Below are 18,525 nucleotides of genomic sequence, written 5' to 3'. Positions count from 1 at the left end.
TGTGGAATTTGATTTTTTACCTAAGTTGCCTTCTTCTAACTTAGACGATCGCACTTTTGATGAGTTGGTAGAAGAGTGCATTCTGCGAATCCCGCGCTACTGTCCGGAGTGGACAGACCACAACTTGAGCGATCCTGGGATTACACTGATTGAACTATTTGCTTGGATAAGTGACCAATTATTGCTCAGGTTTAACCAAGTCCCTCGTAAAAATTATGTAGCTTTTCTAGAATTATTAGGTATTCGCCTTCAGCCACCAGTCCCAGCCCAAACAGAGTTAACCTTCTATTTAAGCACTGCTTTAGAAAGAGCTTACACAATTCCCTCTGGGATAGAAGTTGCAACAGACCGCACAGAAGAGAATGAAGCGATTGTCTTCACCACCGATCGCCCTTTGGTCATTGGTAGACCGATTCTAAAACACTTTTTGACTGCGCAGACAGTTGATGAGATTCCTGCAAGTCTGCGCGATCGCGTCACCAACCAGTGGACTCGCCAGGCAAATGGAGAATGGGGAGGTCGCGAACAACCTCTGTTTGAGGAGCAACCAAAACCAGGTAACTGTTTTTATCTAGTACTGGATTCAGAAGATCCTTTAGACGGCAACGTCATGCAAATTAGGTTTAAAGGGGCTGCTGCTACATCCACTGGTATCAACCCTAATCAACCGCCGCGTCGATGGGAGGCATGGGATGGTCAACAGTGGGAACCAGTATTGTTAAGAGAAGATGATGATGCAACTCGGGGCTTCAGTTTTTATGAGCAACACAATCCTGCTCAAGGCGCAGATGTTGTTGTTCATGTACCTCAAAAGTGGCCCGTGACGAGCTTTACGACTTATCGAGGCCGCTGGCTCCGCTGTATTTTGACAACTCCAAATACTAATCAACCGGGTTATACTAATTCTCCACGGATCATAGGCTTAAGTGTGCAAGCTGTTGGTGGCACTGCGGGTGCAAGTCAAAGTATTCTTATTTTGGATGAAGTCTTGGGGATAAGTGATGGTACGCCAGGTCAAGCTTTTGAATTACAAAGCTCTCCAATTTTAGACCGTCGAGAAGATGAGTTCATAGTCGTGACGCCTCCTGGTGGTTTGCCGCAAAAGTGGCACGAAGTTACAGATTTTGCAGATTCGGCTCCCGGATCTCTTCACTACACAATTGATTCTCTTACTGGTGAAGTGCAATTTGGTCCTTTAATTCGCGAACCTAATTCTCTGAGCCACCAAACGCAAGTTCGCTCAAGAATACAGCAGTCAAAGCGAGCACATTCTAAATTATCAAACAATAATATTGATATTGATCCGCAAATGCTGGACTACCAGTACGGGGCAATTCCTCCTCGCGGATCGGAGATTAGAATGATTGCTTATCGCATCGGTGGTGGTCGCAAGGGCAATGTTCAAAGTGGTACACTCCAGTTTTTAAGAACTGCTATTCCTTATGTTGCTAGGGTGGACAATCATAACCCTGCACGTAATGGTGCTGATGGTGAGACACTGGATCGGGCTGTCTTGAGGGCTCCACAAATACTGCGGACTCGCGATCGCGTTGTCACTGCTGAAGACTTTGAAGTTATGGCTCAACGGGCTGTTCCAGGGGCGATCACAAGAGTTCACTGTATAACACCGACTTCTTCGCGTGATGCAGGTAACATACGTTTGCTGATTGTCCCACAAGCAAATTTGGATGGAATTGCTCAAGGAGAAGGGATACCCCCAGAACAGTTTGTTATAGAAGAAGCAGTGCGACAGAAAGTTTTGCACTACTTAGATGAAAGGCGGTTGTTGGGTGTACAGGTGCAACTTCAGGAACCAAAGTATGTGGGCGTTTCTATACGAGTACAAGTTGCTCTCGAACCAGCCTACCAACATTCTTCTGCTCAGCAGGAGATTCTGTTGAAACTGCGTGTCCTTCTGTATAAATATTTAAATCCCTTAACTGGAGGGCCAGAAGGCAAAGGTTGGCCTTTTGGACGACCCGTTTATCCTTCAGATATTGTAGCATTACTGCAACAAATCCCTGGTGTTCGTTACTTAGGCGCAGTTTTGTTATTTTCAATACGCAAGCAAGGCTCAACTTGGATTCGTGAAAAAGATCCAGAACCTTTTATTAACTTGGGACCGCAAGATTTAGTATGTTCCTGGGCTGATAAAAATCTGCGTTCGGGTCATGATATCACTCTGATTACTACCTGAAGGATGATAATATGCTCAAAACTCGCTCTAACCCTCCTGTAAGTATTCAAATAACCCCAATGCGAGTTCCTGAAGCTGTGCCTTTTGTAGACCCAGCCTTGGTTCCAGATGGCATAGGTATAGAATCAGTAGCTCAAAAGAGTTTACTTGTATACCCTGGAGAGCCGAGTGAGATGATTGTGCAGGTGAAGAATTTGGAACAACGCACCTTGCAGTTGAGCTTGAAAGTTGAGGGAAACTTTCCTCTTGAGTGGTGCCAAGTTGTTACAGAGGACAGCCAGATTGCTCCTGGAGCACAGATGGAAGCTGTGCTTTATTTTTTTGTTCCTGCGACATTTTTCGAGGATCAGGAAGCAATCAATGCAGAGACACAAGATCGATTGCTCCTTAATTATCGCTGCCTAATTGATGTATACATTGAGGAAGATACCGAGCAAGAACAAGTTCAGCAAGAAGAGTTTGCTTTATACATACGTCCTTACACTGCCTACATGAGTTTTTTGCCGGCTGTTTATCGGGAAGTTGACTTTATGAGTCGCTTCATGCAGATATTTGAACAAGCTATTGAGCCGGTGATTCAAAACTTTAAGATCATGTGGGCAAACCTAGATCCCTTGACAGCACCAACGGCTTTGTTGCCCTTTTTGGCTTACTGGGTAGCTTGGCCACTCGATCCAATCTGGGGTATACCCCAGCAGCGTCGTTTGATTCGGCGTGCTATTGAACTTTATAGCTGGCGGGGAACTCGCAAAGGGTTGCGTCTTTATTTACATCTTTATACTGGTTTACCTTTAGATGAAGATATATTGCAAGAAGCTGATAAACATATCAGTATTACAGAACCCTTTAGCCAAGGTTTTATATTATCGTCAGCAAACTTAGGAGAAAATACTGTCTTAGGAGGTGGACAACCTTACCACTTTATTGTACGTTTACGTACTGATGGCAAGACCATAGACGAAACACTTATTAGACGCATCATAGATCAAGAAAAACCTGCTTTTTGCACCTACGAATTATTTATTGAACGTCCTTCGCAGGAATAGACTTTTAAATTACATAACATGGGCGGGCAGGATGCCATTGGTGTCAACTTAAGCTAAGTAAGTCGGCAAGAAAAAACCAAACTATGTAAAGAAAAGTAAAATCTCTGTATTTGGCTCGTAGTAGCGCTATGGCTGACGCCACGCTGCGCGAACAGCGCTAAAGCGCTACTACAAACCAGTGATGATTATTTGCGCCGACTTACTTAAAACCCTTGTAAAATGTCGGGCGCGGTAAGACAGAGAAAGCAGGCGGAGAGAAGTTGCAAGGAGGAGCGCTAGCCATGCAGGCGGGTTTCCCGCCGTAGGTGACTGGCGTTGGTTTGGCTCCGGGCAAACTTCGGGGTTTCCTAACAAGCGGGGACTGCGTAAGCGCAAAGCGCAGGCTCCGCCAACGCGCAGCGTTCCGAAGGAAAGGCATACCCGAAGGGTGGTTTCACCTGGAAAGGCAATTGAAGCGGCTAGTAACGCTCTTAAGGCAGGCAGAGCCTCCCAATAGGCATTCCCAGCCTGAGGCTGGGAACGAGGCAATCTCTTAAAGCTTTTTCTATACTGGTTTTCACCTTAATTTGACACATATAGCAGGATGCCCACCCCACAAAAGTTACATCTTTATGCAATGTGCAAGTTATATCAAGTTCGCTTAATTACTTATAAATCCCGAAATACCCCACCCGCGCTATCGCGCACCCTCCCCTTAGCAAGGGGAGGGTTGGGGAGGGGTAACGCGAGAACTGCAATGATAACTAATCATCCGAACTTGATATTACAGCCGTTTTCACCTATTTGAACCACACTGTAAGGGCACAGCAATGCTGTGCCCCTACGCCAAATGTGGTCTATTTACCTGAAAATAGCTGTAAATGTCCGACAGCTTATTATCTTCACTTTCTACTTTCTACTATCATGACTCATCCTTTTCCACCCCCACCTATCAAACCTTTAACACGCCTTCAAGCTTTAGATGGTTTATTAATTAATGCTGAACGCTGGCGCAAGGCACATGAATACCATCGTTTGCGGCAAAATGTTCATTATCAGTCACTGCATCAACCAGGTATTGTCTGCGGCTTGGGTGTTCGAGTTATTGCTCCCCCATCTTCGTATAAAGCAGAATATCGAGACAATCGTTGGGTAGAAATCCAACCTGGTGTTGCAATTGATGTTGCTGGTAATGTGATTGTTGTACCAAACGCGCTTGAATTTCGGGTTGCGACAGAAGTTCCTGATGCTGAACCTGTTATGGTTTATTTAGTGGTAAGCTATGTAGACCCGGATCAACTGCAGCGTGAAGACCAAAGCGAATATCTTCAAGAAACTTTTCGTTTAGACGAAAAACGTCAACGACCAGAACCTACAGAGATAGAACTTTGTCGGATTTTCTTGCAACCAGGTCCAGTTTCGATTACTCAGCCTGCAGACGCTTTTTACCCAGGATATAACAATGTAGACTTGCGTTACCGCATTCATGCTCAGATACGTCCTCAGGCGATCGTGCGTATGGCTCTAGTCAGTCATAGCGACCCTGAGTATAGCCGTAACTTTTTTAACCTCTCATACTTGCAACAGTCTGTAGAAGTTCTTTACCCTTCTTTAAAAGGCTCTGATGATATTGGTCAAGTTTCTCTAGAAGAATACCTCCTGGATTATGATTTGCTTTACCTAACCGGTAAACAAGCACTAGCTTTGAATAGTCGTGAATTTGACAATTTAAAAGCATACTTAGATAAAGGTGGAACCCTTTTAGTTGATGCATCATTAGATGCTTCAGCTTTAATTGAGAGTACTCAAACCTTGGCTCAACAATTAGATTATCCTTTAAAGGCTTTGGAAGAATTGCGTCGAAGTCATCCTTTACGGACAAAACCTTTCTTGTTTGCTGGTTTGCCAATAGTCAATCAACAACCGATTCAGATGTTTTCAGGAGGAGGAATTATTTTAGTTATTGGAGATTTAGCAATGTCTTGGGGACTCGATCAAGACTTGACTCTATCTCGATTTGACATTCGCACCGCTCAAGAGTTAGGGATTAATATTCTTCAATATGCTTGGAGACGGCGACAGTTAATTGGTTTGCAACAAGAGGATTATTCAGGTTTGTGGTAAAATGAATATCTTCAGTTTCAGTTTTTGTTTTACAGCAATTTTCAGCTAATTGAACCACAGATTTTTGTAGGGGCTGGGAAATGCTCATATGTGTCAACTTACAGCTAAAACCCTTCTAATATTAGGTTCGGTTGATTACTTATCATTCCTGAAGAACCCCACCCCCGTAAAGCTACGCTCCACGTCCCCTCCCCGCAAGCGGGGAGGGGATAAAGGGGTGGGGTGCAGTCAACGTGGGAATCATAACTAATTAGCCGAACATGATATAAAATCTCGTTTCCAGGTTCCACCTGGAAAGGCAATTGAAGCGGCTAGTAACGCTCTTAAGGCAGGCAGAGCCTGCCAAGGCTGTATTCCCCAATACCGTTCAGATAAGACCAAAACTGTTACCAGGATGGCAATGTAAAGACGCGCCATGGCGCGTCTCTACACATTAGCCAATCTCACAAAAATCCTTAACTGAACCGTATTGCTGCATTCCCAGCCTCAGGCTGGGAACGAGGCAATCTCTTAAAGCTTGTTGTATACTTACTGGTTTTCACCTTACAGCAGTTTTCACGTATTTGAACCACACTGTAAGGGCACAGCAATGCTGTGCCCCTACGCCAAATGTGGTCTATTTACCTGAAAATAGCTGTAAGTTGATACCAAAAACCCTATCAAAAAGCGATGGCACAGAGTGCCCGCAATCATGCGATCGCCCAAGGGGCAAGCAAGAGAGCGCAATCGCACATCTCCCCATCCCAATCCTTGGGAATCGTGCAATCTATCGTTCGTTGGGTTGAGGGATTATGAGCAAAACGCTAAATTAGAGAAAAGCATTTTTATAAAAACTCGCTCCGTGGCAAAAATTACCCTTGAAGTACCAGACGAACTAACAGACCAATTAGCACAGATAGGCGATCGCTTGCCAGAACTCCTTGCACTTAGTCTCCAGCAACCGCCACTCCCAGCTCGTATTTATCAATATATCCTCGGTTTTGTTGCAAGCCTTCCCACACCAGAACAAATTCTCGCCTTCCGTCCCACGCCGGAAATGCAAACAAGATTACAAACCCTGTTGGTACGCAGCAAAGCTGGAGAAATCACTCCCTCAGAACAACGAGAACTCGATGAATACGAGCGCATCGAACATTTGATTGTGATGCTCAAAGCAGGTAGTCTACCTCATGTAACCCGTACAGCATGAGTAGTACCTATATTCCGGCTGCACTGCGTCGCCTGCGGAGGGAAACCCTCCTGCAGCGCTGCTTCACCATTACAAACCAGCAAAAGAGTTACGGTATAAGTCTTTTGACTTTTGACTTTTGACTTTTGACTTTTGACTTCCGCCCTGCGGTACTAGCCTTTACCTGTTGGCGTTGTAATCGTCATAAAGGAACTGATCTCGGTTCATTTGACCCTCAAACTGGAGAATTTAGTTTTCTCTTCCACCCCCGTAAACAGCAATGGTCGGAACATTTTGTTTGTGAGAATGCCTCAATTTTAGGGTTAACACCTGAAGGACGAACGACTATCATCTTGCTCCAATTTAATAGCGATGAGCGGTTAGCAGAACGTCAGCGATTAGGCGATCGCTAGTCTCTCAGGAACGCTTGTAAACTTAAACACTCCCTTTTTTTCTGGGATCTGTTTCGGAGGTTTTAGAAGTAATGCCCACCTTGCAAGATGAGGCGATCGCTCTGTTCATTACCAAAGCAATTGACAAGCGATAACTACGCTCACGCTGCGCGCGCTAACGCACTTCTGAAACTCAAAGCGATCGCACTGTCGCAATAATATCAAGCGATCGCCTTGACAAATCTCCACAAACAAAGCGATCGCTTGACATCCAAGACAGTCGCTACAAAATCAGGCGATCGCATAACCAGAAAGCGAGCGCTCCTATTTTCCAATACCCCATCAAAAAGCGATCGCTCTGTTCATCACCTAACCCATTTACGCCCGATCACACTTCTGGAATTCGAGGCGATCGCTGTCTTCATCACGAAACCAATACACGCTAGCGCTCCTGTGTTTCCCAAACCCAATTAAACAGCGATCGCACTAATAAGCCCCTTGCGATGGTCCTACGTGCCACACTCTTCTTTTCTTAACCGCTTCCTTTGTTCTGTCATTGTATTCGATCGCTCCGGCTATCGAGTTATTACCTTCTAGAGGTATACTGAACTTGTCCTCCGTCTGTTTGTCTGAATCCGTAATTCGCACTTGAGTTTGATATCTAGCTATCAAATCTTCGATATCTGCATCCTTTTTTGCCACAGCGTTATTGTCATAGTAATGACGTCTAGCGCCACCTCCTATTTCTAACGTTCCTTGAATTATGAAGTTATTCTGCCGAACTCGATCAGTTCTTGCCTGATTTTTACGGGCTCTTTCGCCTCCTACGTCAGTTGCCTCTGGGCGATCGCCAACCTGAGTAAGTTCCGCTTTTGTCACATACGCGTTGATTATTCGTATTTTGTATCGAATTGGCGTACCTACTGCAATCGCCTTGTCTATCTCATTCTTTATGAGTAGTTCACCTTCATTTGGATCTCGGACTACTAATCTGTCTGCCTTGTCCATAGCAACCACTCCTTTTTTGTCTTCCTCCGTCTGATTTTGCTCAGTACGTTGGAGAACTGCTTTTTCCGATGGCTCTATTATCCTTGCTTGCTTTTTTGACTCACGCTGCACCGCACCACCACTCTGCTGCACCACATGGGTTAACTCATGAGCAATCAACTCTTGCCCGCCTCGGCTCCCAGGATTATATTCCCCCTGCCGAAAAAACACATCCTGCCCAGTGGTAAACGCCTTTGCCTGAATTGACTGATTCAACTGGTGAGACTGAGCATCTGTGTGAACTTTCACTCCACTAAAATCAGCGCCAAACGCCTGCTCCATTGGTTGCCGAATATTATCTGCTAGCGATTGCCCACTACCCTTTGCTTGTTGAATTGAAGTTTCTAAATCAGGTGTAGCAGTCATACCAGCCTGACTTCGTTGAAGCTGTGTTACTGCTTTCATCTGCAATTCATCTTCTGAGGGCATTGCTTCACGCTGAATACTCTGGCTTTGCTCTGGCTGCGATGACATAGGAGCATTGATCTGATGGACAACTTGTGCTGCTACCCGATCTGCTTCTTGCTCGTACTTATCTCCAGGCTCTCCAATCGTCAGCTTAGTTTGAATTTGTTCTCCTTGTATGCCAAACAAGCTTTTTCTAATAGCATCTCTTTGTGCTCGGCTGGGAATACTAAATGTTGTTGCTAATGGTGGTTGTGAATTGGTTTGTACATCGTTATCATCAATTGCACGTGAAGCCATTTGGCTTTGTTTTTTCTGAAGCAACGAATGCCCAACAGATTTTTTTACTTGTTGGTAAGCCATAAAGAAAATTTTCCGGTGGATAATCTATTTATTTTTTCATCTGCTATGACTGCTAATGATTAGACTAAAGTCTAATTTTTCGATTGAAGCGCGAGCCTCAACCTTTACTCGAATGGAGAAGTGGCGTATGGTTCAAGCTCGATAGAGCTTGTGGTACTCCCCATATTATTCAAATTTCGTCCCGATGTGCTTTCACGCGTCTTGTAAAAAACCGGATTGTTTTTGCCTCAATCCTCAAATTTTTGATTAGCTTCCTCGGCAGACTTTGCTGCGGCTAAAAAACCTGTCGCCGTGAAAAAGACTGACAACAAGCTTACCTTTACCGCCAGGAAGAACTCTAGTTGCTAAGCGGGCAAATTGTGATAATTTGACAATTCTATCAGGAATCATGTGCGTTGCCCACCCTACAAAATCAGGTGATCGCACTGCTTTATGAGCAAGGTGCGCGGGAGAACCGCATTGAGGAATACGTTCGGCGTTGGTGGCGGTGGGTGAAAAGTGGGGTTGGTTTGCTGTTGGGGGTTGCTTGTTGTCGGTTGGGATCGGGGGCGATGCGGATGAATATTCAACCATCTGGCTCGGTTGAGCGCTCTTTTTCCGCCGGGGTGGGTGCGTTGACAAAGTAACGCACCCTACAAGTACTACAAGATCAGGCGATCGCACTCCAAAGTTATATATTTATAGAGAAGCCCGGACGGGTATTGTAGAAGAGCGATTGCGCTGTGCGTTGTGCGATGCGGCGCCGACCGCAACAATCAATCCTGTTATTTTACAAAGACCAGATTTGTCTGAACATTATGACAAAACACGTCAGGACATCGAGATTGGTGTTATACACAATGGTCGGGTGGTCTTCCCAGCGGCATCGTATTCATACTCCCCTAAGCCATTTTCCAGCGTTCCTGTATCATGTACCAAAACGCTTAAACTTCGCCCACGCACTTACGACTTTCCCTGTTTCAGTTTTAGTAAGTAGCTCAACCTAATTAAAGATAAAACGTTCGCTCTGGTAATTTCCGTTTGCGGCTCTAGTTTCAACTCCCTCAATAATAGCGATCGCTAATTCATACTCGTCCTCAAAAACCCGACCTGCAAGCTCGTCGCGTTTGAGATGCAACCATTCATCCTCAATGCGGTTCATTTGAGGACTGTAAGGCGGTAAGAAAAAAACATACAAACCTTGCTGCTGCCAACGTTGATGGTGCTGCCGTGCCAAATGACTTTTGTGGACAGAAGCATTATCGTGGATAATAACGGTGATAAGTCCTGTTTGACGCAAGCGGTGTTGAGCAATTGCTGCCTGCCAGTCCATTAGTTGGACGTAGGTTGATGTTTTGAGTGTCCCAAGCATTAAAGCATAATCAAAACGAACCTTCGGCTCCCAAACACCGAAGATGTTGACACGCCTACCCCGTCGACGCGGTTGCTGGATACGTTTTTGTTCTCCCCTTCGTCCGTAGCTGTAATTTGTGGGACTTTGACAATAGCAACCAGATTCATCCAGGTATTTCAAGCACACAACGCCTAGTTGTGCCCAAAGTTTGAGTAATTCCCAATCCAAGCGCTTGGCTAGATACTCTGGGTTTCGGGCTACAGCCGGACTGTAACGGAGCCGTTTCCAGTACCAGCCTTTTTTTTTAGTAGCCGTCTGACTTGTTCAGCACCCAGTTCCACTTGTCTTTCGCCCGCTAGCTTCTGGCTCAACTGCCGCGCACTATATCGCCGTGGTTCTGCAAGCCACTGCTCTAGCGTCTGCCAATCTGCCTCGTTCCAACGTCGTGTTCTCCCACGTCCGGGCGCTTCCCACAGTCCTCCCAAACCATCTTTGTGCCAGCGACGGATCGTTTCCCGCACAGTTTGCTCTGCCCAATCTAGGTACTGTGCAATCTTTGGAACATTCCACCCATAGGCGTTTAGTCTTAAGGCGATCGCTCTTTGCTTAGTTCTTGCAGGCACCCGTTCTGCACAACTCAGTTCTTTGAGGGTACGGTCTTCTTCTGACGTCAGCGTTATTCTTAGTGGGGCAGGCATCGGTCATCACTTCATTGCTGTCTTGTTTCTATCTTACGTTTTTTTAGGTTGACCTACTTAGCTCCCCCATCTTCTTCATTAACTCTTCTCTCAAACTCTTAACCGTAGACGTTATCATCGATTCTATGCTAGTGACACTGATTTCTGACCCAGTCATTGATTTTACATTGCTTACCACCACCTTTGAATTGAAGTAACTCTGATCCATCTGCTTTAACATTTTTGGCAACTCGTTTTTAAAATTTTTTGACAACGTGGTTAACTCGGCCTTACTATTTTGACTCTGATAGGCTTCTAGCAGCGAGGACATCACCGACTCCAAATAGGTCCCCAAGCCGTCATTCCGTTTCCCTGCTGCTGTGTCCAACCGAGGCTCCGCCTTAAAGTACTGATCTATCCCACCCTTTTGCTTCTCGTTCGCCGCTTGATATAACTTCAACCCTTCCTTCGACTGACCCCCGTCGTCAGTCTCGTAGTTTGACCAATTTTTATACACCGCTTCTTCATATTTCGGGTCCAGCATGTAAAATGTGGTCGGTTCGATTGGATACACCCCTGCTTTCACCTCATTGGCTATCGGGTGAGCCGCGATTTGCTCACGCAATTTCATCTCGTGCTGATACACCAACTCGAGTAACGGCTTTACCCTCTCGCTGACACCTTCGCTCGTCAGGTTGTAACCAAAAGTGACCATCTTATGAGACCGCACTCCTAAATCGTCATCCTCCACTTGCGTCAATGCTTTATTGATTTCATGATTATTATCGTTGGGATCGGTAAACGACATATCATCGTCTCCCAGCCTTCTCCAGGTTTTCTTGTGAGACAAACGCAATCGCTCTTGAATCTTCTTTGCTCCTTCGTTTGTAGCCGCTAGTTGCCTTAACCGGAGATACGGTATTTGGTTCTCTTTCCCTTTTTGGTTCTCTTTCCCTTTTTGGTTCTCTTTCCCTTTTTGCTTCTCTTCCACATGCCACACTGCAGGTACGATCGCTAACGCGGAACCTTTCGAGGTTTTGGTAAATGTTTTTGCCAGGTCCTTCAACGATTTCACACTTTCCTTTGCATTGTTTGCATCACCATCTGCCCTCTTGTTCATCACTACTGATAGACCGACATCCTTCGGCGCTTTACTAGATACCTTCTGATACTCATTTATCAGAGCAGGTACTTTCTCTGGCGTTGATATCGCTTCAAACAAGAATGCTCGTGGGCGCTCGTGACCACTTGATGAGTCTGTTCCTTGCTCATCCAGGCCCGACAACGACATTTCCGGCGGTAGTGAGTATAGCTTCCCAGTGTCACTACCATTCTTGTATTCTGCTACTTCCTTGTGCTCCCCTTTGTTGTCTTTTAGATCGTTGATTTCTACTTTTTCGGCGGCTTTTCCTTTTCCCTTTGGCGGTTTTACCTTGGGCTTGATGCCAGCTGTGTGGGGAGCTCTTTGTAGCAGCTTACTATCATGTTGCTGCACCACATGGGTTAACTCATGAGCAATCAACTCTTGCCCGCCTCGGCTCCCAGGATTATATTCCCCCTGTCGAAAAAACACATCCTGCCCAGTGGTAAACGCCTTTGCCTGAATTGACTGATTCAACTGGTGAGACTGAGCATCTGTGTGAACTTTCACTCCACTAAAATCAGCGCCAAACGCCTGCTCCATTGGTTGCCGAATATTATCTGCTAGCGATTGCCCACTACCCTTTGCTTGTTGAATTGAAGTTTCTAAATCAGGTGTAGCTGTCATACCAGCCTCACTTCGTTGAAGCTGTGTTATTGCTTTCATCTGCAATTCATCTTCTGAGGGCATTGCTTCACGCTGAATACTCTGGCTTTGCTCTGGCTGCGATGACATAGGAGCATTGATCTGATGGACAACTTGTGCTGCTACCCGATCTGCTTGTTGTTCGTACTTGTTTCCTGGCGCACCAATCGTCAGCTTAGTTTGAATTTGTTCTCCTTGTATGCCAAACAAACTTTTTCTAATAGCATCTCTTTCTGCTCGGCTGGGAATACTAAATGTTGTTGCTAATGGTGGTTGTGAATTGGTTTGTACATCGTGATCATCAATTGCACGTGGAGCCATTTGGCTTTGTTTTTTCTGAAGCAACGAATGCCCAACAGATTTTTTTACTTGTTGGTAAGCCATAAAGAAAATTTTCCGATGGATAATCTATTTATTTTTTCATCTGTTATGACTGCTAATGATTAGACTAAAGTCTAATTTTTAAATCAGGTGCGAGCTTCAACGGGAGCATCCCAAATGTGTAAATTTATTTTGTAGTGCGGGCATCTTGCCCGCTTTCAATTGAAGTAGGGAGCTTTCCGGCTCCCACTACCATTGTTTTTGCACGCATTGGGATGCTCCCGCCTCAACCTTTACGCAAGTCAACTCGTAGAAACAGAAAACCCAAGAAGTGATTCTTGGAATCCCCCGCTATACCCGTAAGGGTTAGCGGTGGGAGGATGTCAATCGAATGGAGAAGTGGCGTATGGTTCAAGCTCCATACAGCTTGGGTTGCTCCCCATATTATTCAATTTTTTGTCCCGATATACTTTCACGCTTCTTGTAAAACACCCGATTGTTTTTGCCTAAATTCTCAGCTAGTCTTCTTCTTCATCTTTCTGTCGCTTTTGAAGCTGTTTGTTAATAGAATCTCTGGCTTTCTGTTCGGCAGTGTACATTACACTATTTATCAAGCCAGAGATTAGACTGGTGATGTGATATATAACACTATTAAGCAAATTTTCAAAAAATCTTAAAATACCTTCCATGATTTCTAACCTCGTAAGCTCAAAATAAAATTGGGCATATACGCCATATTTTGGGTTTTGCGATCGCTACACTAGTTCCCGACAAGCATAGATTCCTTTTTCAAGCTAGCGAAGTTCTTCTTTAAGCAGCTATTAGCCAAAGGTCTTATTATTAGATTTATTTTGAAAAAAACTTAATTTCATTAAAAAAGTATATATAGCAATTCGATTTGATTATTGAAAAAATCTAAGTATGTGTAGGGTGCGTTATCACGAAGTGTAACGCACCTTATTCTAGGCTTTGGTGCGTTGCGCTGCGCGACAACACACCCTACGTGTATTTCAGAAATCAAATATGAATTCTATAAACTGATATTAAACTTATGTCTAATTACAAACAGTAACTTTTAGTGACACAATTAATAGTAGTTTTCTGGTTGTGTACCAAAAACTAACATCCATAATTTATATTTGGTGTCCCTGCAATTTAAAGTTCTCCGGGTGGAGTGTGGTGTGAGATAAGAGGATGTTTGAGAAGCCTTATTTTTGACTCTACGAGGCGACTACAAGCGACTAGAAGTCGCGGCTAGACAATCAAAACCCGCATAACAAGGGTTTAAAATTCCTTGTTTTCATTAGTCTGCGTAGGCAGACTTTGCCTGTGTAGTAGCGTTCGCGTAGCGTGCGCCTTAGTGCACATTATATTCGCCCACAACTTTTCAGGTTAACACAAGCTAATAAAGAAAAACCTATGAAAGTCAAAGTTTTTAACTCACAAACAAAAATCCGAGGAATTGAACTCGACTTCAATGAAATCTTCACTGATGAAGATGTATGCTTTATCGGTCGTTCTCCTGATTCTGGCTTAGTTCTGGATAGTTCTGATATCAGTCGAGTACATGGTAAATTTTTTCGTCAAAATGAAGAGATTTATTATGTTGACTTAGGTAGCACCAATGGCTCAAAGGTTAATGATGAAATTGTTACACCCAATCAGAATTATCTCCTTAAATCTGGTGATGTCATTCAAGCTGGTGAATTTGTTCTCTTTATTCAGGAAAGCAGCGATGCTTCTGAAGATGCAACAGTTATCAGAGATTTGGATGCAACTGTATTTTCATCTTGGCGTCCTAATAGCGAAGCTCAATCTGCTGACAGCCCTGGCGCTTTAGTGAGAGTGAGTGCCACTCTCGAAAGTGACGAACCAGACGATCCAAAGTTACACACTCAGGCTTTACTTGCAGCAATTAATCAACGCATCTTGACAGATATAAAGACAACAAAAAACTGGACGCGGGATTCGTATATTAAGGCAGTCCGTAAAGCTCGTGAAACAATTGAACATAGCAAAATAATCGACCCAGAGGCACTTGAAAAAGAAGCAGATAAGTACTGGCAGTCAGTGACAAAAGGGACTTCAACCTTCGGTAGCCGTTTGGGTTCTGCTACTATCAAGGGAGCTTCAGAAATAGGAAGTCGTTTGGGTTCTGCTACTGCTAAAGGAGCTTCAGAAATAGGAAATCGTTTGGGTTCTGCTGTTAAAGCTGCTTGGAAAGAAGTGATAACTCCCAAATCTAGTTCTGAAACAGAACTCAATCAAGCTGCTTCTCAAGCACAGAGTGATACTCCTGATAAGGTTATCTCTGAAGAAAACCATGTTGACACCATTGAAGTTGCCGTGAGTGATTCTACTCCAGAAAGTAACTTACCGAAGAAGGAGTAGAAATTAGGGAAAGCTCATTTGTATCAATCTTAAACTGAAATGGTATAAGTCATTATTCTTTGTTTCCCCTCTACTTCCCTACCCCTTATCTGTAGTAACCGTAAAGTGAAATGGAATAAGGGGTGGGGTTTTTATACTCAAAATGAACTGATGGTTGTCTTGCAAAACTGATGAACCGCACCCCTATAACCCCCCGTTCTCAAGCCAAAATTCATTATTTACATCTGGATAAAGCTTTGTTGGAGATTGAGCAAGCTGTTGAGGATTATAGCGATCGCCTGGAACAATCTACAGAATCTACGCCTGATATAGAATCTGCCCTCGCTGATGTCGCTACCACAATGAATCACTTTTCAGCAATAGGGCATCTCTGTAGCGCCTTCCACCTATCCCTCTTCGAGTCTCAGATTCTGCTGTTATGTGTTGCTCAAGCAACTCTCCCTTACTTTCCACAACTTTGTATTAAGGCTCAAGGGAATGAGCAATTAGCGTATCCAACCTTTGGTTTAGCTATGCGCCTTTTCCCAAACGCCCATTGGAATGCCGTTCTACCAGAGTCTCCTTTACAATATTGGCAATTGGTAAAAGTTGGGATAAATTCGGATCTGCCTCAGTCTCGCTTGCAAATAGACAATAGCATCCTGCTTTATCTGTTGGGTGAGCCGTATCAAGACGATCGCCTGATGCATTTGATTCAGCCTATGCCAGTCAAGGCTAATCTTAATATACCTCTACAACCATCACACCAGGAATTGGCAGAACGCTTAGCATCTGTTTGGCGACAAACCCACACAACATCACTCACTTTACCCATTGTGCAATTATGTGGTGTAGAAGTGACCGACAAGTGGGCGATCGCTGCGACTGCTTGTGCTCTTGATAGGCGATCGCTCAAAGTGATGTCTGTTTCCAACTTACCAACGGACTTAACCGAACTCAACCATATAGTACGAAGGTGGGAACGGGAAGCGACTTTAACCAATAGCGCTCTTTTGCTAGATTGCGAGCAGTTGAATTTAGCGGAGCCAGCACTCAATACAGCTATTTTACAGTTGATTCAGAATACTCGAACCCCTCTAATTATCTCCTCAAAAGACCGGATACTATCACCGCACCGTCCTTTGATGACGTTTGATGTACCCAAGCTTACGCCTGATGAACAGCGAAACGTTTGGTATTCTTGTCTTGGAAGCACTGCAATCAAACTGAGCGGGCATATAGAGGCGTTAGTATCTCAGTTCAACCTCAACAGTCTTGCTATCGAATCTGCTTGCTTGCAAATTAAAAATCAAAACGAGGATTCCCTACTCCTTCCTTCCTCCTCCCTCCTCCCGACTCTCGACTCCCCACTGTCTCATCAATTGTGGGATATTTGTCGGACAATGGCACGACCGAGGTTAGATGATTTAGCGCAACGCCTTGACTCAAAAGCGACTTGGGATGACCTCATATTACCAGAAATCCAAAAAAATATTCTGCGCGATTTGGTGACTCAAGTTCAGCAACGAGCTAAAGTCTACTGGGATTGGGGATTTGCTGGTAAGGCAAATCGTGGTTTTGGTATAAGTGCTTTATTTGCAGGAGCTTCCGGTACTGGTAAAACAATGGCAGCAGAGGTTTTAGCCAAAGAATTAAGATTGGATCTTTACCGCATTGATCTTAGTGCCGTAGTAAGTAAATATATTGGTGAAACCGAGAAAAATCTGGGGCGGATTTTTGATGCAGCTGAAGCAGGTGGTGCAATTCTCCTATTTGATGAAGCTGATGCTTTGTTTGGTAAACGCTCTGAAGTTAAAGATAGCCATGACCGACATGCCAACGTCGAAGTCGGCTATCTACTCCAACAAATGGAAGCTTATCAAGGTTTGGCAATTTTGACTACGAACTTAAAAAGTTCTTTAGATCAAGCTTTTTTACGCCGCCTGCGATTTGTTTTTTCTTTCCCCTTCCCAGATTCTAAATCCCGAGCAGAAATTTGGCGGCGTGTTTTCCCCCAAAAAACACCAACTCAAGGATTAAACTTTGAAAAACTTGCTCAGCTTAATCTAGCAGGTGGAAATATCCGCAATATTGCTTTGAATGCTGCCTTTATTGCTGCACAAGCAGAAGAACCAGTTATGATGAAACACATATTAAGTGCAGCGTATAGTGAGTGTATGAAGTTAGAAAGAGCCTTAACAGATACTGAGATTCAAGGTTGGCTCTGATTGACGAAGGAGTGTAAAGTATGGAAACAGCAGATGTCATTATCATCGGTAGTGGTCAGGGGGGCGTTCCCTTAGCGACAGATTTTGCAAAAGAAGGTCGCAACGTTGTTCTATTTGAACGAGACGCACTGGGTGGCAGTTGTATCAACTATGGCTGCACTCCCTCTAAAGCGTTTTTGGCAGCAGCTCATGCTGCAGGTCGTGCCCGTCAAGCTCAGGAGTTAGGGGTTCATGCTCAAGTTGAGGTTGATTTTCCGGCTGTGATGGAGCGAGTACGCTCAATTCGCGATCGCTTCAATCAAGGAGTTCACACACGTTTGCATGATGTAGGGGTAAGGGTGGTGTGTGCAGAAGAACAAACGAAACGTCGTGGTCGTAGATTAAGCATTATCGGGTTTCTTCAACCAATAATTACGCTTTATTTATAGTTTGGTTATTGGAGGTGTCAATCGCAAATCCTACATTCAGATGATGGAGCAAGAAGCTCAAGAAGCCGAAAAGACTGGAGGCACTAGAGTCATCGTTCAAGATAATGGCCCAATACATCGATGCAAGGAAGTTCAGCAGTTATGGCCAAAGTGGGAAAAACAGGGTTTGTACATCTTCTTCTTGCCCAAATATTGCTCTGAAATGAACCCAATTGAATTGGAGTGGCAACACCTCAACAAAAATGAGTTAGCGGGACAAATGTTTGATGACGAGTTACAACTTGCCTACGCCGTAATTGATGGTGTTCAAGCCAGAGGAGAGAGAGGAAACTACAGTACGCAACGTGTTAAATTTCACTCTAATTCCACTCGTTAATATTTCGTTACATACATAGAAATTTTCCCGCCGACTTACTTACTCGTTCATTCGTTGCAACTAAAGTACCAACACCGATTTCCACTCCTCCTAATTCCCACAGCATTTCTTGCTGTTTTTCATAGGGTAAATGTCCATAGTTATTTATCCATCCCAGAAATGCTTGCAGCCTTACTCGTATGTCTTGCCCTGGAACCATATCACCAGCCCAATCCGCTGTTTGTAAATTTCCACAATGTGAACATTTACATGTATGGCGATGATATTCAACGATTTCTATTGGGC

General features: G+C 44.3%; 18 protein-coding genes and 1 pseudogene. 11 read left to right on the top strand and 8 right to left on the bottom strand.

Translation table 11 applies throughout. The features are described 5' to 3' along the window. Position 1 precedes the first annotated feature (1 nt). Both AACT52_RS31555 and AACT52_RS31550 read left to right on the top strand, forming a co-directional pair. Positions 2-2,197 carry a putative baseplate assembly protein gene (locus AACT52_RS31555; protein ID WP_073634584.1) on the top strand — a complete coding sequence of 732 codons (2,196 nt, stop codon included), beginning with the start codon at positions 2-4 and terminating at the stop codon, positions 2,195-2,197. An 11-nt stretch (positions 2,198-2,208) separates the two neighbouring features. Continuing rightward, positions 2,209-3,243, top strand: coding sequence for a phage tail protein (locus AACT52_RS31550; protein WP_073634583.1), 1,035 nt, complete (start codon positions 2,209-2,211; stop codon positions 3,241-3,243). Between the two features lie 168 nt (positions 3,244-3,411). Here the strand turns inward: AACT52_RS31550 and AACT52_RS31545 are convergent, their stop codons facing one another. Then, positions 3,412-3,771 (bottom strand): hypothetical protein, encoded by a 360-nt coding sequence (locus tag AACT52_RS31545; protein ID WP_073634582.1) that lies wholly within the window; start codon positions 3,769-3,771, stop codon positions 3,412-3,414. A gap of 375 nt (positions 3,772-4,146) precedes the next feature. Here AACT52_RS31545 and AACT52_RS31540 point away from each other — a divergent pair, with 375 nt between their 5' ends. Continuing rightward, positions 4,147-5,346, top strand: coding sequence for a DUF4159 domain-containing protein (locus tag AACT52_RS31540; protein ID WP_073634581.1), 1,200 nt, complete (start codon positions 4,147-4,149; stop codon positions 5,344-5,346). A 246-nt stretch (positions 5,347-5,592) separates the two neighbouring features. Here the strand turns inward: AACT52_RS31540 and AACT52_RS31535 are convergent, their stop codons facing one another. Further along, the gene (locus AACT52_RS31535) at positions 5,593-5,763 is read right to left on the bottom strand and encodes a hypothetical protein (protein WP_158054827.1); all 171 of its coding nucleotides are present in this window, start codon (positions 5,761-5,763) and stop codon (positions 5,593-5,595) included. Between the two features lie 274 nt (positions 5,764-6,037). Between AACT52_RS31535 and AACT52_RS31530 the strand changes: the two genes are divergently transcribed. The 3 genes from AACT52_RS31530 (at position 6,038) to AACT52_RS31520 (ending at position 7,380) form a co-directional block, all read left to right on the top strand. Next, entirely contained in the window at positions 6,038-6,535 is a 498-nt protein-coding gene (locus AACT52_RS31530) for a hypothetical protein (RefSeq protein WP_233154123.1), read from the top strand. 125 nt (positions 6,536-6,660) lie between these two features. Continuing rightward, positions 6,661-6,927: a hypothetical protein gene (locus AACT52_RS31525; RefSeq protein WP_233154122.1), complete on the top strand. Its 267-nt coding sequence runs from the start codon at positions 6,661-6,663 to the stop codon at positions 6,925-6,927. 213 nt (positions 6,928-7,140) lie between these two features. Beyond that, positions 7,141-7,380, top strand: a complete 240-nt coding sequence (locus tag AACT52_RS31520) for a hypothetical protein (protein WP_143172922.1) — start codon at positions 7,141-7,143, stop codon at positions 7,378-7,380. Between the two features lie 12 nt (positions 7,381-7,392). On the opposite strand, the gene AACT52_RS31515 is transcribed toward AACT52_RS31520, so the two are convergent. Continuing rightward, a complete protein-coding gene (locus AACT52_RS31515) occupies positions 7,393-8,721 on the bottom strand; it encodes an eCIS core domain-containing protein (protein WP_073634580.1) in 1,329 nt (442 codons plus the stop codon). Between the two features lie 395 nt (positions 8,722-9,116). On the opposite strand from AACT52_RS31515, the gene AACT52_RS31510 reads away from it, so the two are divergent. Next, entirely contained in the window at positions 9,117-9,347 is a 231-nt protein-coding gene (locus AACT52_RS31510; RefSeq protein WP_073634579.1) for a hypothetical protein, read from the top strand. A 356-nt stretch (positions 9,348-9,703) separates the two neighbouring features. Here AACT52_RS31510 and AACT52_RS31505 read toward each other — a convergent pair whose 3' ends face one another. The 4 genes from AACT52_RS31505 to AACT52_RS31490 all read right to left on the bottom strand — a co-directional run bounded on the left by AACT52_RS31505 (position 9,704) and on the right by AACT52_RS31490 (position 13,527). Then, complete coding sequence (locus AACT52_RS31505; protein ID WP_073634578.1) at positions 9,704-10,282, bottom strand: transposase; 579 nt, start codon at positions 10,280-10,282, stop codon at positions 9,704-9,706. 29 nt (positions 10,283-10,311) lie between these two features. Beyond that, entirely contained in the window at positions 10,312-10,752 is a 441-nt protein-coding gene (locus AACT52_RS31500) for a helix-turn-helix domain-containing protein (RefSeq protein WP_073634577.1), read from the bottom strand. Positions 10,753-10,795: 43 nt separating this feature from the next. Continuing rightward, complete coding sequence (locus AACT52_RS31495) at positions 10,796-12,901, bottom strand: eCIS core domain-containing protein (protein WP_073634576.1); 2,106 nt, start codon at positions 12,899-12,901, stop codon at positions 10,796-10,798. Positions 12,902-13,356: 455 nt separating this feature from the next. After that, positions 13,357-13,527 (bottom strand): hypothetical protein, encoded by a 171-nt coding sequence (locus AACT52_RS31490; protein ID WP_158054825.1) that lies wholly within the window; start codon positions 13,525-13,527, stop codon positions 13,357-13,359. A 730-nt stretch (positions 13,528-14,257) separates the two neighbouring features. On the opposite strand from AACT52_RS31490, the gene AACT52_RS31485 reads away from it, so the two are divergent. The 4 genes from AACT52_RS31485 to AACT52_RS31470 all read left to right on the top strand — a co-directional run bounded on the left by AACT52_RS31485 (position 14,258) and on the right by AACT52_RS31470 (position 18,240). Further along, on the top strand, positions 14,258-15,229 hold the full coding sequence (locus AACT52_RS31485; protein ID WP_073634575.1) for an FHA domain-containing protein: 972 nt from the start codon (positions 14,258-14,260) through the stop codon (positions 15,227-15,229). Between the two features lie 170 nt (positions 15,230-15,399). Further along, on the top strand, positions 15,400-17,436 hold the full coding sequence (locus AACT52_RS31480; RefSeq protein WP_073634574.1) for an ATP-binding protein: 2,037 nt from the start codon (positions 15,400-15,402) through the stop codon (positions 17,434-17,436). A 20-nt stretch (positions 17,437-17,456) separates the two neighbouring features. Next, complete coding sequence (locus AACT52_RS31475) at positions 17,457-17,864, top strand: FAD-dependent oxidoreductase (RefSeq protein ID WP_233154121.1); 408 nt, start codon at positions 17,457-17,459, stop codon at positions 17,862-17,864. A 1-nt stretch (position 17,865) separates the two neighbouring features. Further along, a complete protein-coding gene (locus AACT52_RS31470) occupies positions 17,866-18,240 on the top strand; it encodes a transposase (RefSeq protein ID WP_233154120.1) in 375 nt (124 codons plus the stop codon). Positions 18,241-18,280: 40 nt separating this feature from the next. Here the strand turns inward: AACT52_RS31470 and AACT52_RS31465 are convergent. Further along, positions 18,281-18,525 (bottom strand): annotated as a pseudogene (locus AACT52_RS31465) (IS66 family transposase); the annotation flags it as partial.

Origin of the sequence: Scytonema sp. HK-05, from assembly GCF_963872035.1 — a bacterium.
Taxonomy (GTDB): domain Bacteria; phylum Cyanobacteriota; class Cyanobacteriia; order Cyanobacteriales; family Nostocaceae; genus Kalymmatonema.
The sequence above is the reverse complement of the archived record's forward strand: the minus strand, read 5'-3'. Positions and strand labels throughout refer to the sequence as shown.

Excerpts from the sequence above, each read along its gene's own strand:
- AACT52_RS31530 (WP_233154123.1), top strand. The coding sequence starts at position 6,038 with ATGCGATCGCCCAAGGGGCAAGCAAGAGAGCGCAATCGCACATCTCCC.
- AACT52_RS31500 (WP_073634577.1), bottom strand. The coding sequence starts at position 10,752 with ATGCCTGCCCCACTAAGAATAACGCTGACGTCAGAAGAAGACCGTACC.
- AACT52_RS31535 (WP_158054827.1), bottom strand. The coding sequence starts at position 5,763 with ATGGCGCGTCTTTACATTGCCATCCTGGTAACAGTTTTGGTCTTATCT.
- AACT52_RS31550 (WP_073634583.1), top strand. The coding sequence starts at position 2,209 with ATGCTCAAAACTCGCTCTAACCCTCCTGTAAGTATTCAAATAACCCCA.
- AACT52_RS31480 (WP_073634574.1), top strand. The coding sequence starts at position 15,400 with ATGAACCGCACCCCTATAACCCCCCGTTCTCAAGCCAAAATTCATTAT.
- AACT52_RS31495 (WP_073634576.1), bottom strand. The coding sequence starts at position 12,901 with ATGGCTTACCAACAAGTAAAAAAATCTGTTGGGCATTCGTTGCTTCAG.
- AACT52_RS31475 (WP_233154121.1), top strand. The coding sequence starts at position 17,457 with ATGGAAACAGCAGATGTCATTATCATCGGTAGTGGTCAGGGGGGCGTT.
- AACT52_RS31540 (WP_073634581.1), top strand. The coding sequence starts at position 4,147 with ATGACTCATCCTTTTCCACCCCCACCTATCAAACCTTTAACACGCCTT.
- AACT52_RS31490 (WP_158054825.1), bottom strand. The coding sequence starts at position 13,527 with ATGGAAGGTATTTTAAGATTTTTTGAAAATTTGCTTAATAGTGTTATA.
- AACT52_RS31485 (WP_073634575.1), top strand. The coding sequence starts at position 14,258 with ATGAAAGTCAAAGTTTTTAACTCACAAACAAAAATCCGAGGAATTGAA.
- AACT52_RS31515 (WP_073634580.1), bottom strand. The coding sequence starts at position 8,721 with ATGGCTTACCAACAAGTAAAAAAATCTGTTGGGCATTCGTTGCTTCAG.